Raw genomic sequence first — 16,050 nt, forward strand, 5'->3', positions numbered from 1 at the left:
AAATCAGTATGAAGAACAAGGACTGAGTACTGACATACTATCAGTTCTCAATTCCCGGTCCTTCATCCTGATCATTCATTAATCTAATATCACTCTCCACTTCTCGGTTTCCGCATAGTCTTTAATCACCTTGTTCCGTAACATCAGCAGGTTGGTCATGTATTTGTGCAGGTAAAACCGTTCAAACAATCTGCCCAGCCAGCCATAAGGTGTTCCGAACTCCATGATGTCAATTGCTACTGTACCATTACCTATCTCTTTAAAATGATGCTCGTGTTTCATATAGGTAAAATCTCCCGCCACCATCTCATCACAGAAATACTCAGTTTTACGCATTTCCGTAATACGGGTGGTCAGCTGCCTCACCTTACCCAGGTGTTTGGCCCGCCAGGTTACCGTTTCATCCAGATCAATCAGACCGTTGGTACGGCCGCTGATCGCTTCTTCCTGCATATGCGCCATACTGCGCTTATGCAGCGTAATGCTCCGGCTCAGGTCAAAGACCCGCTCCAGCGGAGCATGAATTACGGTTGTGATATGAATTGTAGGCATAGAAAAGATATGGTTTTTGCAATTATATGCGAACTTAACTTAAGAATGGCACCTTTACAACTCTGGCTTTCAATAATTTGTCCCTTACTGCGATAAATATTTCTGAATCCTGGGTAGCAAATGCAGTGTTTACATATCCCAGGCCAACTGCTTTCTGCAGGGAAGGCGACTGTGTTCCAGAGGTTACTTTGCCTATTACCTGGCCGTCAGCGTCCTTGATCTCGTAGTCGTGACGGGGAATACCTTTATCCACCATTTCAAAACCTACCAGCTTCCTGCTTACGCCTGCCGCTTTCTGCTGTTCAAATTTACTGCGGGAAGTGAATTCTTTTGTAAATTTTGTAATCCAGCCCAATCCTGCTTCCAGTGGGGAAGTAGTATCGTCAATATCGTTACCGTAGAGGCAGAAACCCATTTCCAGGCGAAGCGTATCGCGAGCCCCCAGGCCGATTGGTTTCAGCCCTTTAGGTCCGCCTACTTCGAAAATGGCATCCCAGATCTTTTCGGCTACGCCGTCTTTATCTTCAAAATAGATCTCAATACCACCGGCGCCGGTATAACCGGTAGCACTTACAAGTACATTAGGCACGCCGGCAAATTCGCCCTTGGCAAAAGTGTAATATTTCAGGTTTACCAGTTCGATGCTGGTCAGCGGCTGCAGTATGCTGGCCGCATTAGGTCCCTGAATAGCCAGCAGGCAGGTCTTGTCGGAAATGTTGTGCATTTCGGCACCCTTCGTATTATGTTTGCTGATCCAGTCCCAGTCCTTCTCAATGTTGCTGGCATTCACTACCAGCATATATACCTTGTTCTCTTCGATACAATACACCAGCAGGTCATCTACAATACCACCCTCGTTGTTAGGCAGACAGCTGTATTGCGCCTTTCCTGCGGTCAGTTTGGAAGCGTCGTTGCTGGTAACCCGCTGGATCAGGTCAAGCGCATTTTCTCCCTTCAGTATGAATTCACCCATATGGCTCACATCAAACACCCCTGCATTATTCCTGACAGCCAGGTGTTCATCATTAATACCTGTATAGGAAATCGGCATGTTATACCCTGCAAAAGGAGCCATCTTAGCGCCCAGCGCTACATGTTTGTGTGTAAATGGTGTGTTCTTCATAAATTTAATGATCGGTTCTGTTTTGGGTATGTTTTTAGGTTTAAGTTTTGTTTAAGCCCGGCAAAAATAGGCTGATTTTCCAAATTCGGCGGCCAAATAGTGATTTTGGTGCAATAATTGCCTTCTGGATTTATGAGCACCGCCAGCGAATCATCCTTACCTGCAACGGTATATGAACAACTTTGAGCATGAAACTGTTATTAGCAATCGACACTTTCATTGCTAATCAACCACTTAGATACGTATCTTTGCAAAAAGACCTGGTCTGCCGGCTCTTTCAGTAGACTCTTTAAAAATTCATCAACTGTGAAGCATACCATATGCCTGTTGGCGCTGTTATTACCCTTTACTCATGAGCTGAATGCCCAAAAGAAAGCAGATCGTACGACGCTGGGGAACCTTCAGGCCCATATTACCTTCCTGGCCAGCGATAAACTCGAAGGCCGCCGCACAGGCACTCCAGGTGAAAGACTGGCTGCAGAATATATCGCTACGCAGATGAAACTGGCCGGCCTTACCCCAAAGGGCGACAGCGGCTACCTGCAAACATTCCCCGTAAGCGAAGGCAAGCTGATAGCCACCAGCTCGCATCTGACCGTCAACAAAACCACGCTCACCGCGGGTGAACAGTTTGTCCCCCTGCCTTTCAGCGCACAAAAAAGTGCTAAGGGAGATGTATTACGCGATGTGAATGAACCGGACAACATCTGGCTCTTCAATGTACAGGATTTTGAAATGCAGCCACACGCAGATCCCCTGGAAATATACCGGCAAAATGCCCGCGAAGCGGCCAAAGCCGGCGCTACCGGCGTGATCTTCTACAACGGCAATGAGAAGCCGCAGGAAGTCCAGAAGTGGCTGTCCGCTACTGTTGATCCGCTCACCATTCCCGTGATGTGGGTGAACAGCGAGACAAGCAAGCTACTCTCGGATGCTGAAGATCTCCGGATAAACATGCAGGTGAATTTTACCTCCGGCAGACGTACCGGTACTAACGTGGTGGGTTATATAGACAACAAAGCCGCCAGCACTATTGTGATCGGCGCCCACTTTGATCACCTCGGACATGGGGAAGACCACAATTCACTGGCGCCTAACGATAAGACCATTCATCACGGCGCCGATGATAACGCCAGCGGAACCGCGGCCCTGCTGGAACTGGCCCGGATGCTGAAAGCCTCCCGTCTGCACAGATACAATTACCTGTTCGTCGCATTTTCAGGAGAGGAACTGGGATTATTCGGCTCCAAATACTTTACTGAGCACAGCTCCATTGCTCCCGGCAGTTTCAACTATATGATCAACATGGACATGGTAGGCCGTCTGGATCCTGCAAAAGGATTACAGGTAGGAGGGATAGGTACCTCGCCCGTATGGCCCACGCTACTGAAACAGGCCATCCCGGCAGAGCTACGTACCACCTACGATTCCTCTGGTACAGGACCTTCAGACCATACCTCTTTCTACCGGAAAAATATTCCTGTGCTGTTCTTCTTCACAGGTACACACAGCGACTATCATAAACCATCTGATGAAGCAGCTAAGATCAATTATGCAGGGGAATTAAGCGTGATCAAAGTAGTATACGCGCTGGTAGAGAAAACTAACGGTATGGACAAACTGCCCTTCACCCACACGCGCGACAAACAACCTGCCGCCACCTCCAGCGCCAGGTTCACCGTCACGCTGGGCATCATGCCTGATTATACATGGCAAAAACCAGGGGTAAGGGTAGACGGTGTGTCAGATAACAAACCGGCCAGTAAAGCAGGTATACTGGCCAATGACGTGATCGTCGAACTCGGATCACATACCATTGTGAACCTGGAAGATTATATGCAGGCACTTTCAACTTTCAAAAAAGGAGACAAAACTACCGTGAAAGTCAGGAGAGAAGACAGCGAAAAAGTATTTGATGTCCAATTCTGATCGTTTTATAATATCTTGCAGCCCTTAATATCGTTGTATGAAGGCTGTTTTGTTCATATTAAGTGCCGCTATCCTTTGCGTTTCGTGTAATCAGGCACGTAACAAGGGAGAAGACACTTCTGGTTATGAAATCATTACAGAAAAGAGTTACGTGGTGCGCAATGTGAAACCTGTGAGTGGCGATCCACAGGTAGACTCCCTGCTGCAACGTAAACAGGAACTGACCGGCTATCTTGAACGTCACGGCTTTGTACGTCATGTGGCCGGTAAAGACAGTCTCCTCTTTCGCCGGAACAACAGGCAGGAAGTGCTCATAGAACTACCTCCCCCTGCAAATACACAGGAGGCAAACCTGATCATTGCATTTGATCCGATGAAAAATCCCCTGTTCATCAATCTGAAAAAAGACACTACACAGGTGGAACAATATATTAAATAGTGAGTATGCCGGGATCACCATAACCGGCTATAATCTTTTAGAACTGGATTTGGAACCTAAGCAAAACATAAGACTTTGTGTAGATGCGGTAGTATTTGGATACACCGCCAAAGAAAGTATTTCCGTATTACTCATCAAACGCACCATTCCTCCCTTCATGCACCGCTGGGCATTACCCGGAGGCTTCGTGATAGACGGTGAAACACTTGAAGAAGCAGTGACCCGTGAGTTGCAAACTGAGGCAGGTGTACACATCAACTACCTGGAACAACTTTATACCTTCGGCCAGCCGGAACGTGACCCCAGAGGCAGGATAGTATCCGTAGCCTATTTCGGCCTGGTTAACCCGACCAACTTCAAACTGGCCGCCAGCTCAGATGCTGAAGACGCTAACTGGTTCGATATCAAAAAACTTCCTGACCTGGCCTTCGACCACTCTGCTATCGTGGAAGCCGCGGTAAAACGGTTACGCGCCAAGATAAGATATGAGCCTATCGGGTTTGAGCTCCTCGATCAGAAATTCCCTATTTCCGACCTGGAGAAACTCTATGAAACGGTGCTCGACCGGCCTATCGACCGTCGTAACTTTCAGAAGAAGATCAATCACCTGGGTATTCTTGCCGGACATAATGAAAAACAGAGACACCCTTCTGCCGGCAGGCCTGCTAAACTATACAGCTTTAACGAGGAACGCTATTTCCAGCTGAAGAAAGAAGGGATCACTTTTGAGATCTGATCATTATCAACGACCATGAGTACCCTGCACTGCTGCACATAAAAAGCCCCACCGTAGCGCGGCCAGTGAATATTTGAAATGTTTCTGTTTATTCCGCTCCCAGACTTTTGACTGGATTGGCCATAGCTGCTCTCACTGCCTTGTATCCTACTCTCTGCCATGTTATAACCATTCGTTTAAAAATTTTCCGGCGGCTCGAACGCACAGTAGATCATACAAAATATTCATTATCAATACTACTATCATCTTCTCGGTATTTTCAGAACGTTATTTGTGTAATTATTACGGAAAATATTTTGTTTATATGTTTAAACCGCTATATATTTGTGTAGAAGTTACACAAAAGCATACTATCAATGACAACGCAAAAGCCGACAGGGGTAATAATCGCAAGGTTCCAGACACCTTCCTTACACGAGGGGCACTTACAGCTGATCAAAGAAGTAAGATCTAAACACAATCGCCTGATCATTGTACTCGGCGTTAGCCCCATCAAAGGCGGACGTAAAAACCCTTTGGACTATTACACCCGCGAGCGGATGCTGAAACAGCTCTTCCCTGATGTGATCGTACTTCCACTCAGCGACCAGGCTTCAGATAAAGTATGGTCCCGCAAACTGGATGAATTACTAGGTAACAATCTTGGTAATGAAACATTCATCCTGTATGGTAGCCGCGATAGCTTCATCCCTTTTTATTCCGGCCGCTTCCCAACTGCGGCGTTACCACCGGTACAGGACTTTAACGCCACGGCACAAAGAGAAGCTGTTTCTGATAAGGTATTTGATACAGAGGAGTTCCGGGCCGGCATTATCTATAGCACTTACAATCTTTATCCTAAAGTATACCCTACTGTAGATATCGCATTGTTCCGCAATAACCGCCGTGAATTGCTGCTGGGACGCAAGCCTGCAGAAAATGCCTGGCGACTCCCTGGTGGTTTTGCTGACCCTGATGATGTCAGCTTTGATGCCGCTGCTGCGAGAGAATTACAGGAAGAATGCGGACAGATAGAAACAGGCCCGATGCAGTATGAAATGTCTCTGCAAATGGATGACTGGCGCTACCGCTCTGAAGTGGATAAGATCATCACCACCCTTTTCAGTACTGACCTGTTATTTGGAGAACCTACTGCCGACGATGACCTTGCCGCAATGCGCTGGATCAATGTCAACGCTATAAACGAACTGATAGCACAGGGTGAAATAGTCAGTACACACATCCCACTCCTGAAAAAATTAGCTGAAAAATATTCTACTAACGACTAAACGAAGAATCATGACAAAGGAAAACCTCATTCTATTAGCAGATGCCTACAAATATTCCCACCACAAACTCTATATCCCAGGCACCGAATACATCTACTCCTACTTTGAAAGCCGCGGGGGCAAATTCGAAGAAACCGTTTTCTACGGCCTGCAATATTTCCTGATGGAGTACCTGCAGGGCACTGTTATCACCAAAGAAAAAATTGACGAAGCGGAAGCTACCTTACTGGAAGTATTTGGCCGTAATGACGTGTTTGACCGCAGCCGTTTCGAATATATAATAGAGAAACACGGAGGACGCCTCCCTGTACGTATCAAGGCTGTGCCGGAAGGCACTGTGACAGGTGTACGCAATGTGTTAATGAGCATCGAGAACACCGATCCGGAATGTTACTGGCTGACCAATTTCCTGGAAACCCTGCTCATGCAGGTATGGTACCCTTGCACTGTAGCTACCCTCTCCAGGGAAATCAAAAAAACAGTGAAGAAATACTATACAGAAACGGCCAGTGAAGCTGCTTTTGCAGGAATTGACTTTGTACTGAACGACTTCGGTTTCCGTGGGGCCAGCTCTGTAGAAAGTGCCGGTATTGGCGGTAGTGCTCACCTCATCAACTTCTCCGGCAGCGATACACTGATCGGTTCTACTTTTGCGAAAAGGTATTATCAGGCGCCGGTTGCTCCCGGATTATCTATTCCGGCTACTGAACACTCTATAGTGACCCTGTTGGGTGAAGAAGGGGAGATAGACATCTTCCGTCACATCCTGAATACTTTCCCTACAGGTACTATTGCCTGTGTTTCCGACTCTTACAACATCTTCAGAGCATGTAAAGAATATTGGGGCACTGAACTGAAAGAACAGATCCTCAGCAGGCAAGGCACGCTGGTGATCCGTCCTGACAGTGGAGATGCTATCCAGACCCTCCTCAAAGTATTTGAGATCCTGATGGAAACTTTCGGCTACAGCCTGAATGAAAAAGGATATAAAGTATTGCCTCCACAGGTGAGAGTTATACAGGGCGATGGTATCAGTTACTCTTCTATTCCTCCCATCTTTGAAGCGTTGAAACAGGCAGGCATCAGTGCTGAAAACCTGGTACTGGGAATGGGCGGTGCATTACTGCAAAGGGTCAACAGAGATACGCAGGAATTTGCGCTGAAATGTTCCTTTGCTCAGGTGAATGGTAAAAGCATCAATGTACAGAAGAACCCTCTTGAGCTGGATGCCAATGGCAACACCAGGGTATCTTTCAAAAAATCCAAATCAGGTAAACAGAAACTTGTACTGGACAATGGTACCTATAAATCTCTTCCTGAAAATGAAGCTCCGGAACTGAAAGACCAGCTGGTCACAGTTTTTGAGAATGGCGAGATCAAAACAACGTACACCTTTAACCAGATCAGAAAGAACGCAACAATCTGACTTATCGCCATCATTTGTCCCCCATACCGGCCGTCCTATGCGACGGCTTTTTTTTTGCTAAAAAACAGAGGCCGGAGTAAGAGTACTCCGGCCTGTTGCCTAAACCTACAACTGTTACACTATTAGTAACTAAACTCTTTTATTGATTAATTCAATGATGTTTCTTCAATTTCTGCTGCATAAGGTGCTACCAGCCTTTGACGGATCAATCGTTTGGCAGACGGCTTGTTCCATCCGAAGCGGTTCATTACACTATCCACGATCCTGTACACTACCGGCACTACGATCAGGGTCAGGAACATTGAGCTGATCAGACCTCCGATGATAACCCAGGCCAGACCGTTCTTGATCGAAGCCACACCTCCAGTTGCCAGCGCGATAGGTAACATACCGATCACCATGGCAATGGTAGTCATCAGGATCGGACGCAGACGGGCATTGTTTGCATGTATCAAAGCCTCATTCGTGCTCTGTCCCTGCTCTTTCATCTGATTGGCAAAGTCAACCAGGATGATCGCGTTCTTTGCCACCAGACCAATCAGCATGATTATACCGAGAATGGTAAAGATGTTCAGCGTATTGTTGGTAAGCGCAAGCGCAAGCAATGCACCAATAATAGCCAGCGGAATAGAGAACAATACCACAAATGGATAGATATAGTTGTCGTACAGCGCCACCATGATCAGGTATACCATTACGATCGAGATCAACAGGGCTGCACCCAGCGCGCCAAATGAATCTCCCTGGTTCTCCGCATCACCAGCCCATACATAAGAGATACCGGCAGGCTTACGCAGCTTCTCAAGTGCCGTCGCAAACTCAGTTTGTACAGTACCACTCGGACGGCCTATCACGAGACATTTTACAGACACAGAGGTGTTCTTATCCCTTCTTTCCAGTCGGCTGGGACCCGAACCCTCCGTTACAGTTGCAAACTGTGACAAACGGATCAGCTGACCCTGATTGTTGAGGAACTGTATATTGGATACATCCTGCAGGCTCTTACGGTTAAAGTCATCGAACCGAAGGTTGATAGCATACTCGTAATCGCCCTGACGGAATTTTATTTTAGAGTCATCTGCTGTTCCGCTGAAAGCAGTCTGCATAGTACCACCCACATTTTCCAGTGTCAGACCCAGTGCGGACATTTTATCGCGGTCCACCTGTACATTGATCTCCGGGTTACCTTCTTCTACAGATAATTTCGCATCACTGGTACCGTCAATTTTCGCCAACACCTCTCTTGCAGCTTTTGCATATGCCATTACACTATCCAGCTCCGTGCCCATCACGACCAGCTCTACCGGCGCATTTTCCGCCGTACCAAGAATACTTACGTTCATGGTTTTCACTTTCACACCCGGCAGGATGTTCCTGATCTCCGCCTTCATTTTTGCAGCGTAGATATCGGAACCGTCTGCCCGTTTTTCAGGATCCACCAGCATTACCGTGATCTCTGATTTATACGCGGTAGACTGTGATGTACCCATACCGTCTTCACTGGTCTGACCAACCGTGGTGATCAGACGGGTCACTTCCGGTTTCTTTGACAAATATTGCTCCGCTTTACGTGTAGCCTGATTGGTTTGTTCTACAGATGCATCCTTGGGCATTTCCAGTACCAGGATGAACTGGCCACGGTCACCTCTCGGGATGAACTCACCGCCAATGTATCCCTTGCCTAACAGCATAAAGGAGAGGAATAAGAGGCCTATGGCTACCACCAGGGTAATAAGTTTATGGTTCAGCGCCCATTTCAGGATATCTGTCATCCAATCGGTAAACTTCTGCAGCTGCCTTTCAAACCAAAGGATGAATTTCTCAAAGAAGTTCTTCCCGGTGATATGCTCCAGTTTTCCAAACCGGGACGACAACAGCGGTACGATCATAAAGGACGATAACAAACTGAGCATCGTAGAGATCATCACCACCACACAGAACTCCCTCAGGATCTTCGATACCAGCTCATTCGTTAAAGAGATTGGCAGGAACACGACTACAATTACCAGGGTGATGGAGGTAACGGTAAAACCGATCTCTTTCACACCATCAAATGCCGCACGTACCCTGTTCTTACCCATCTCCATATGGCGATAGATGTTCTCGAGTACCACAATCGCATCATCCACCAGGATACCTACCACAAGTGACAAACCAAGCAGCGACATCAGATTCAGGGAGAAGCCAAACAGCTTCATACCGATAAATGTGGCTACCAGAGACGCAGGAATAGAGATCATTACGAAGATCGCGCTCCTGATGCTATGGAGGAACAACAGCATCACCGCTGCTACCAGTACTACCGCAATGATCAGGTCATGGATCACAGAGTCCGCCGATTCCAGCGTAAAGTCTGAAGAGTCATTCGCGATGAAGATTTTCAGATTATTAGCTGCATAATCTTTTTCTACGCGGACAATCGCTTTTTTCATTTCCTCACTCACGGTCACCGCGTTGGCGTCTGTCTGTTTCTGCACCTGCAATGCGATAGCGCTTGTTCCGTCTACACGCGCCATACGTTCCACATCCTTCTGCGCATCCTGCACGTCAGCAACATCGCTCAGGCGGATCTGCGTACCATCTGCAGTTGTTGTGAGCACAAGGTTACGCAACTGGTCCACATTTTTATACTTACCGGCCAGGCGGATCAGTATCTGCTGATCTGCTGTTTTCACTTTACCGGTAGGGAAGTCGAGGTTAGCGTTGGTAACTGTCTGCCTTACCTGGTTAATAGACAGTTTATATGCTTCCAGTTTGTTTGGATCGATGTTTATCTGTATTTCACGTTCCTGTCCACCGATCAGGGAGATCTGTGCCACGCCCGGTAAGCGGGATAACAATGGTTGCAGCTTCTTATCTACCAGGTCATAGAACTCCTTGCTGTCCATATTCGCAGTAGCAGACAAGGTCATGATAGGCAAATCAGACAGGGAGAACTTTGTGAGCGATGGCGCTTTGGCGTCAGAAGGCAGATCTGACAGGATAGCGTTCACCTTACGTTGAGCATCCTGCATGGCAAGATCAACGTTGGCATCGTTATTCAATTCTACGGTAACGGTAGACAAGCTTTCAGAAGATTTTGACATGATCTTCTTTATCTTCTCCATTGATGCTACCGCATCCTCAATCTTTTTTGTAATGGTGCTCTCTACCTCTTTCGGAGATGCACCCGGATATACAGTTGCGATGGTTACTACCGGCGATTCAAATTTCGGCAACAGCTCATAGTTGAGCGATTGGTAGCTCATCACACCCAGCAATGTAAGAATGGTGAATATTACCACCACTATCGTGGGCCGTTTTATGGATACTTCTGTGATCTTCATAGTTGATTATTTTTGCACCGTTACCTTAACGCCATCTACCAGGTTGATCTGACCGCTGGTAATAACAGTTTCGCCTTCATTCAATCCTTCCCTGATCTCCACCTTATCGCCATAAATACGACCAGCTACTACCTTACGCAGCCTGGCAGTATTGTTCTCCATTACATACAACTGGTTACTGTTCACACCACCCACAAAAGCGGTGCGTGCTACAAGGATGGTTGGCAATGCATCCTTCATTTCGAAATGGGCGGTGCCATACATACCAGCTCTCAGTTGTTTGCCGGTGTTATTCAGCACTTCCATTTCCACGGGATAGTTGAGTGTATTATCACCTTTTGCGGCGATGAAGGTTACTCGTCCTTCATAGTTCATTTCAGGGAATACGTTGGAAGTTACTTTCACTTTATCGCCTTCTTTCAGGTTCACCACCTGGAATTCCGGTACAGATACCGCCAGTTTCAGACGGGATACGTCTACTATATCAAACATCTTATTGCCGGGAGAGAGATAGGCACCCTGCTCGATATATTTTTTGTTGATCACACCACTGATGGGAGCTTTGATATAGGTATCGCCCACACGACGGCTGGCAGCTTCAAATTTTGTTTTCTGCAACTCGTACTGCAGGGTTGCGTCATCCACTTGTTTCTTAGTTACACCACCTGTTTTAAAGGCAGCTTCATATCTTTCCTTATCTACCCTCAGCTGTTCCAGGTTGGTTTTAGCAGCAGCGAGGTCTGTGCCCAGTATTTCTCCATCTACATGTGCAATGATCTGTCCCTGGCGTACAACGCTACCTTCGTCTACAAGCAGTTTAGTGATACGGCCGGTAGTTTCTGCCAGGTAGGTGAGTTCACGTACCGGAGTGAAGTTCCCGTTGGACTGAAAGCCCTGGGAAAAATCTGATTTCGCCACCTTTTCCACCAGTACGGGCACCTCGCCGGCGTTGCTCTGCTTCACAAATTCCGTTTTGGCTTCATTTTCCTTTTTATTGGCGCCCAGTTTCCACATGATCAATACAACAGCTGCAATAGTCAGTGTGCCCCAGATAAGAATCTTTTTCATATAGTTTGGTATGCGGTTTTAGCGGTTTTAATTAGTTCAGCAGGCTTTTCAGATTACCATTGGATTTGATAATATCGAGTTCTGCCAGCTTATATTGTAATAATGCTTCGTTGTAGTTATTCTGTGCAGAAGTAAGGGATGTTTCGGCATCCAGCAGGTCTGTCAGATTGGCCAGGCCCAGGTTATAGTTGTTCTGGGTGGAGTTGTACACTTCATTGGCCAGGTCTACGTTCTCCCGCTGTGCCTTAATAGTGGCCAGGTTATTCTGCACCTGCAGCTTGGCATTTTCATACTGCGTATTCAGGGAGAGGGTAGTAGCCTCCATATCTTTCCTCAGTTGTTTGAGGGTTACGTTGGCCTGGCTTACACGTGAGCGGCGCGCCCATCCATCAAAAATGGGGATCTTCAGTGTAAGGCTTACAGCCGCCATGTCGTACCAGCTGGCCGTAGAACCGTTTGATTTGGATTTCAGCATATCAAACTTGTTGCTGATACCATTGTAAGAATAGTTACCAGACAATGCCAGGGAAGGATAATACTCTGCTACGTAAGCTTTTTTCTGGAACTCCTGCAGTTCCTCCTGTTTCTTCAGCAGGCGGTATTCGATCCTGTTGTCGACATTCATACCTCCGAAATCTACTACTGTAGCTTTGGTTTCGATTTCTTTGAATGAGGCGGAAGGCAGGTTCAGCGTAGTGCCCATAGACATGCCCATTTGCTGTTTCAGCTGATTGGCCTGTACCTGGAACTGGTTCTGTGCCTGTGTACGTTGTGTTTTATAGTTGGTGAGGTTCACACGCATACGGTCAAGGTCTATCTTACGCGCCAATCCGTTCTGCACCTGAGAGGAAGTGGTTTCTACCAGTTTGGTAAGCTTTTCTATGTTGGCATCGAGTACGATCATCTTCTCGCGTGACACCAGTGTATTGTAATAAAGCTGTGTTACGTTGTAGATCACCGTCTCTTCGCTCTGCGCGGTCTGCATCCTATAGTATTCTTCACCGGCTTTTGCCGCTTTCAGACCGGTAAATACGGACTGGTTGAACACCTCCTGAGTCACAGTACCAGAAGCGGTAACATTGTGAGTGGTACCGGCTTCCAGCAGGGTAGTGGTACCGGGTGCGCCCCCTGTGATCTCTCCGGGAACGGCCAGCACCTGTTTCTTGATATTGTTGGTATACTGCCCCTGGGCATTTATCTGAGGTAAAGCCCTGGCTCTTACTTCACTGGTTTTAAAACGGCCCATATCTTCTTCCAGCCGGGTACGTGCCAGTTGCTGATTATTGGCGAGTGCATACTTGAGGCACTCCTGCAACGACAGTTCCGATTGCGCATAGGAGGTATATCCCCCTATTCCCATTAAGAGAATAAGCGTTAACATTATCCTTTTCATCCGTATGTTTACTTTGATTTTTTTAGTTGGCGGATATAGTTTTAAGCGGTAGTATTAGTCTTCTTTAATCTGTAGGTATTCAGCGGCCAGCTTACGTCCTTTCATTGTTGTCACTCCCAGTATAAAATGTATAGTGATCTCTCTCATTACCTCGTGCATATTGAACTGTGTAGCGGGAAACTGCATTGGTTCAAAAACCATGTTGAGTTGCAGTAACCGCGTACGTGCCATAATGTTCCGGTTCAGGTTTTTGCGGTAGATGCCTTCCTGCATGCCCCGTTCAAGGTTGGCAGTGATAGCCTGCAATAGCCGCTCCTGTTTGAACACTTCCACGTCTTTCCAGATATCGGGCAGGTACTTCTCCATTTCAAACAGCATCACGGGATTGATCGTATTTCCCATCTGTTCCATGTACTCCACCTCTTTCAATAGCTCTTCAATAGCGTTAGCAGATTGCTGACGAAAATCTTCCAGATGCTGCTCGTGCCTGTTCAGCAAAAAGCGCACCCCATCCTTTACCAGTTCTTCCTTGTCCCTGAAATGTTCGTACACCGTTTTCTTTGACACCCCACATTCCCTTGATATGTCGAACATTGTAACACTCTTAATTCCATACGTCCTGAACATCCTTGATGCTGTTTCCAATATCCGTGCTCTGACTGGCATTATCCTGTTTATTGTTTCTTGATTCCTCTGACGAATATTTCCGTCAACAATTTCTGCTGTGCTACTATCTTATCAAATGCGTCTTTATCTAACTCCGGGATATTATCGGGCATGCAGCTCATTCCGGCAAACCGCAGTCCTTCCATAGCATCCCTGTATAATTGTGCGATCTCTACAGGATTTTCGACGTCAAATTCTCCTGAGGCCACGCCTTTTTCAATGATCTTGGTGAGCATTTTTGTCTCCCGCTCGTGAACAGACCGGATGATCTGTTGTATTTCCTCTGATTTATCGTTGAGGATCTTAAACAGTTCCAGGCGATTGAAACGCTCCACGAACTGTTTTTTTATGGCGATAATATTAGTGAAGATCTGTTCAGCCGAAATATCCTTATCGGCTTCTGCTTCCTGCTCCTGGAAGAAAGTCTCGCCAATCTTCATTAACACGGCATTATGTAATGCCTTTTTATCGGAAAAGTAATAGTACAACGATGCCTTTGAGCAACGCAGATCATCTGCAATCTCATTCATGGTGGTTTTAGCCGCACCGTAGTGCATGAATCTCTTCAAGGCCGCCTCCAGGATCTTATCCCTCATTTCATCTTTGTTCTCAGCAAGCATTAACTTTTTGACTTTTTTAGTTTGCGAGTCAAAAATAGGAAGAATTCAGAGAAAAGTGAAACAAGTTGACCATTTAACAATAGATTAACTTTTTGACTTCAAAAGTCAGAAGGTTGAAAAGTCAGAAAGTCAGTTTTTAAATTGATTGATAATTAGGCGATTATACACAGTGTTTTTATTACCAATAAGGAGAAGGTCAGACTTTGGGTTGGTTTGAGTGTACCTGGAGTATAGTACCAATCCGGTACCAACGGTGTACCAATAGCTTTAACTTATGTTCATCCTACGTTTTGAACGTAAGATGAACATAAGTTAAAGCCATTGGTACCGGATTGGTACCGGAGTGGTACCGGAGTGGTACGAGAGTGGATCGGGGCACTTTTGTGTACTTGAGATATAATCGACATTCGGTCAACCTAGCGTCAACCTCCCTTCATCTTCCGTTCCGGAACGGAAGATGAAGGGAGGTTGACGCTAGGTTGACCGAACTTCGCCCCTGGTTTTTGACATCCGAACCCCGGTTTCGGTTCGAAGCATATTGAAAGCGGCAACAATAGGACAAAATTAGTCCAGACAGACAAACCTGGGAGGGATGTGTAACGTTCTCAGGCATTCTCCGGAAAAACTAAACATTCAGGCGATTACGGGGTTATTTAAAGGTTGGGGGGACAATACGCGTCTTATAGCTAGCCAACTTCTACTCGACTTATTTCGACGCCAATTATAGCATAAAGCCCATTTTCATGTTCAGGGGGTGAAATCGGGTCCATTATGGGATCGATTTCTTAACAGCTGGTCTCAATATTTGGGGTTTTAACCGACAAATTTTAACGCTATATCTCAAAAAAAAACACGGCTGGCACTTTAGGGCATTGGTTTTGCCTTACATGGGTAAAATCAAACGCTATGAAAAAGTTAATGCTTCTTCTGTTAGCTGTAACAGGTTTTACGGCAACAACCATGGCCCAGCAGATCAATGTAAGTATAAATATAGGCAGACAACCGGTATGGGGACCTGTGGGTTATGATTATGTTGATTATTATTATCTCCCGGATATCGAAACATACTATTATGTGCCAGACAGAGTATACATCTACAGGTATGGCAATGATTGGCGCAGGTCAGCAGTCTTGCCGGCCAGGTACGCCAACTTCGACGTATACCGCGCACATAAAGTCGTGATCAATGGCGTGAACAGGCCTTATCTGTCCCATGACAAGTATCGTAAGGAGTATTATGGTTACAGGAACAAACATGACCAGGTATCCATTCGTGACAGCAAGGAACAGAAATACTACGCGAACAGGGACCATCCACAGCACAAGCAGTGGAAGAATGACAACCGGGGTCACGGAAAACAAGAGAAAGGTAAAGGCAGAGGCAAAGGTCACGACAAGCATTAAGTATTCCCCTTCCTTCCACAACACCACACCTATTCAATGAAGAAGGCCGCTCCGTTCAAGACGGGGCGGCCTTTCTTCTTTTCTTATAGCTTGCCAGTAT

General features: G+C 46.5%; 13 protein-coding genes. 6 read left to right on the forward strand and 7 right to left on the reverse strand.

Going from position 1 to position 16,050, the window contains the following annotated elements; genetic code table 11:
* Window positions 1–78: 78 nt before the first annotated feature.
* Both L3C95_RS02615 and gcvT read right to left on the reverse strand, forming a co-directional pair.
* Window positions 79–552: an SRPBCC family protein gene (locus tag L3C95_RS02615; RefSeq protein WP_236384884.1), complete on the reverse strand. Its 474-nt coding sequence runs from the start codon at window positions 550–552 to the stop codon at window positions 79–81.
* 34 nt (window positions 553–586) lie between these two features.
* A complete protein-coding gene (gene gcvT / locus L3C95_RS02620; protein WP_236384889.1) occupies window positions 587–1,675 on the reverse strand; it encodes a glycine cleavage system aminomethyltransferase GcvT in 1,089 nt (362 codons plus the stop codon).
* Window positions 1,676–1,981: 306 nt separating this feature from the next.
* Here gcvT and L3C95_RS35080 point away from each other — a divergent pair, with 306 nt between their 5' ends.
* The 5 genes from L3C95_RS35080 to L3C95_RS02645 all read left to right on the forward strand — a co-directional run bounded on the left by L3C95_RS35080 (window position 1,982) and on the right by L3C95_RS02645 (window position 7,473).
* Entirely contained in the window at window positions 1,982–3,604 is a 1,623-nt protein-coding gene (locus L3C95_RS35080; protein WP_236384890.1) for a M20/M25/M40 family metallo-hydrolase, read from the forward strand.
* Between the two features lie 37 nt (window positions 3,605–3,641).
* Window positions 3,642–4,043, forward strand: a complete 402-nt coding sequence (locus tag L3C95_RS02630) for a hypothetical protein (protein ID WP_236384894.1) — start codon at window positions 3,642–3,644, stop codon at window positions 4,041–4,043.
* Between the two features lie 49 nt (window positions 4,044–4,092).
* Complete coding sequence (locus tag L3C95_RS02635) at window positions 4,093–4,779, forward strand: NUDIX hydrolase (protein WP_236384896.1); 687 nt, start codon at window positions 4,093–4,095, stop codon at window positions 4,777–4,779.
* A gap of 356 nt (window positions 4,780–5,135) precedes the next feature.
* A complete protein-coding gene (locus tag L3C95_RS02640) occupies window positions 5,136–6,047 on the forward strand; it encodes an NUDIX domain-containing protein (RefSeq protein ID WP_236384898.1) in 912 nt (303 codons plus the stop codon).
* A 10-nt stretch (window positions 6,048–6,057) separates the two neighbouring features.
* On the forward strand, window positions 6,058–7,473 hold the full coding sequence (locus L3C95_RS02645) for a nicotinate phosphoribosyltransferase (protein ID WP_236384899.1): 1,416 nt from the start codon (window positions 6,058–6,060) through the stop codon (window positions 7,471–7,473).
* Window positions 7,474–7,619: 146 nt separating this feature from the next.
* On the opposite strand, the gene L3C95_RS02650 is transcribed toward L3C95_RS02645, so the two are convergent.
* The 5 genes from L3C95_RS02650 to L3C95_RS02670 are packed head-to-tail and all read right to left on the reverse strand — an operon-like array spanning window position 7,620 to window position 14,546.
* Window positions 7,620–10,799 carry an efflux RND transporter permease subunit gene (locus L3C95_RS02650; RefSeq protein WP_236384901.1) on the reverse strand — a complete coding sequence of 1,060 codons (3,180 nt, stop codon included), beginning with the start codon at window positions 10,797–10,799 and terminating at the stop codon, window positions 7,620–7,622.
* A 6-nt stretch (window positions 10,800–10,805) separates the two neighbouring features.
* Window positions 10,806–11,867, reverse strand: a complete 1,062-nt coding sequence (locus L3C95_RS02655; RefSeq protein WP_236384903.1) for an efflux RND transporter periplasmic adaptor subunit — start codon at window positions 11,865–11,867, stop codon at window positions 10,806–10,808.
* A 31-nt stretch (window positions 11,868–11,898) separates the two neighbouring features.
* Window positions 11,899–13,260, reverse strand: coding sequence for a TolC family protein (locus L3C95_RS02660; RefSeq protein ID WP_236384905.1), 1,362 nt, complete (start codon window positions 13,258–13,260; stop codon window positions 11,899–11,901).
* Between the two features lie 54 nt (window positions 13,261–13,314).
* Entirely contained in the window at window positions 13,315–13,926 is a 612-nt protein-coding gene (locus L3C95_RS02665) for a TetR/AcrR family transcriptional regulator (RefSeq protein WP_262915814.1), read from the reverse strand.
* A gap of 8 nt (window positions 13,927–13,934) precedes the next feature.
* On the reverse strand, window positions 13,935–14,546 hold the full coding sequence (locus L3C95_RS02670) for a TetR/AcrR family transcriptional regulator (protein WP_236384909.1): 612 nt from the start codon (window positions 14,544–14,546) through the stop codon (window positions 13,935–13,937).
* 906 nt (window positions 14,547–15,452) lie between these two features.
* Here L3C95_RS02670 and L3C95_RS02675 point away from each other — a divergent pair.
* Entirely contained in the window at window positions 15,453–15,950 is a 498-nt protein-coding gene (locus L3C95_RS02675) for a hypothetical protein (RefSeq protein ID WP_236384918.1), read from the forward strand.
* The last annotated feature ends 100 nt before the right edge of the window (window positions 15,951–16,050 follow it).

Source organism: Chitinophaga filiformis, from assembly GCF_021646545.1.
Taxonomy (GTDB): domain Bacteria; phylum Bacteroidota; class Bacteroidia; order Chitinophagales; family Chitinophagaceae; genus Chitinophaga; species Chitinophaga filiformis_A.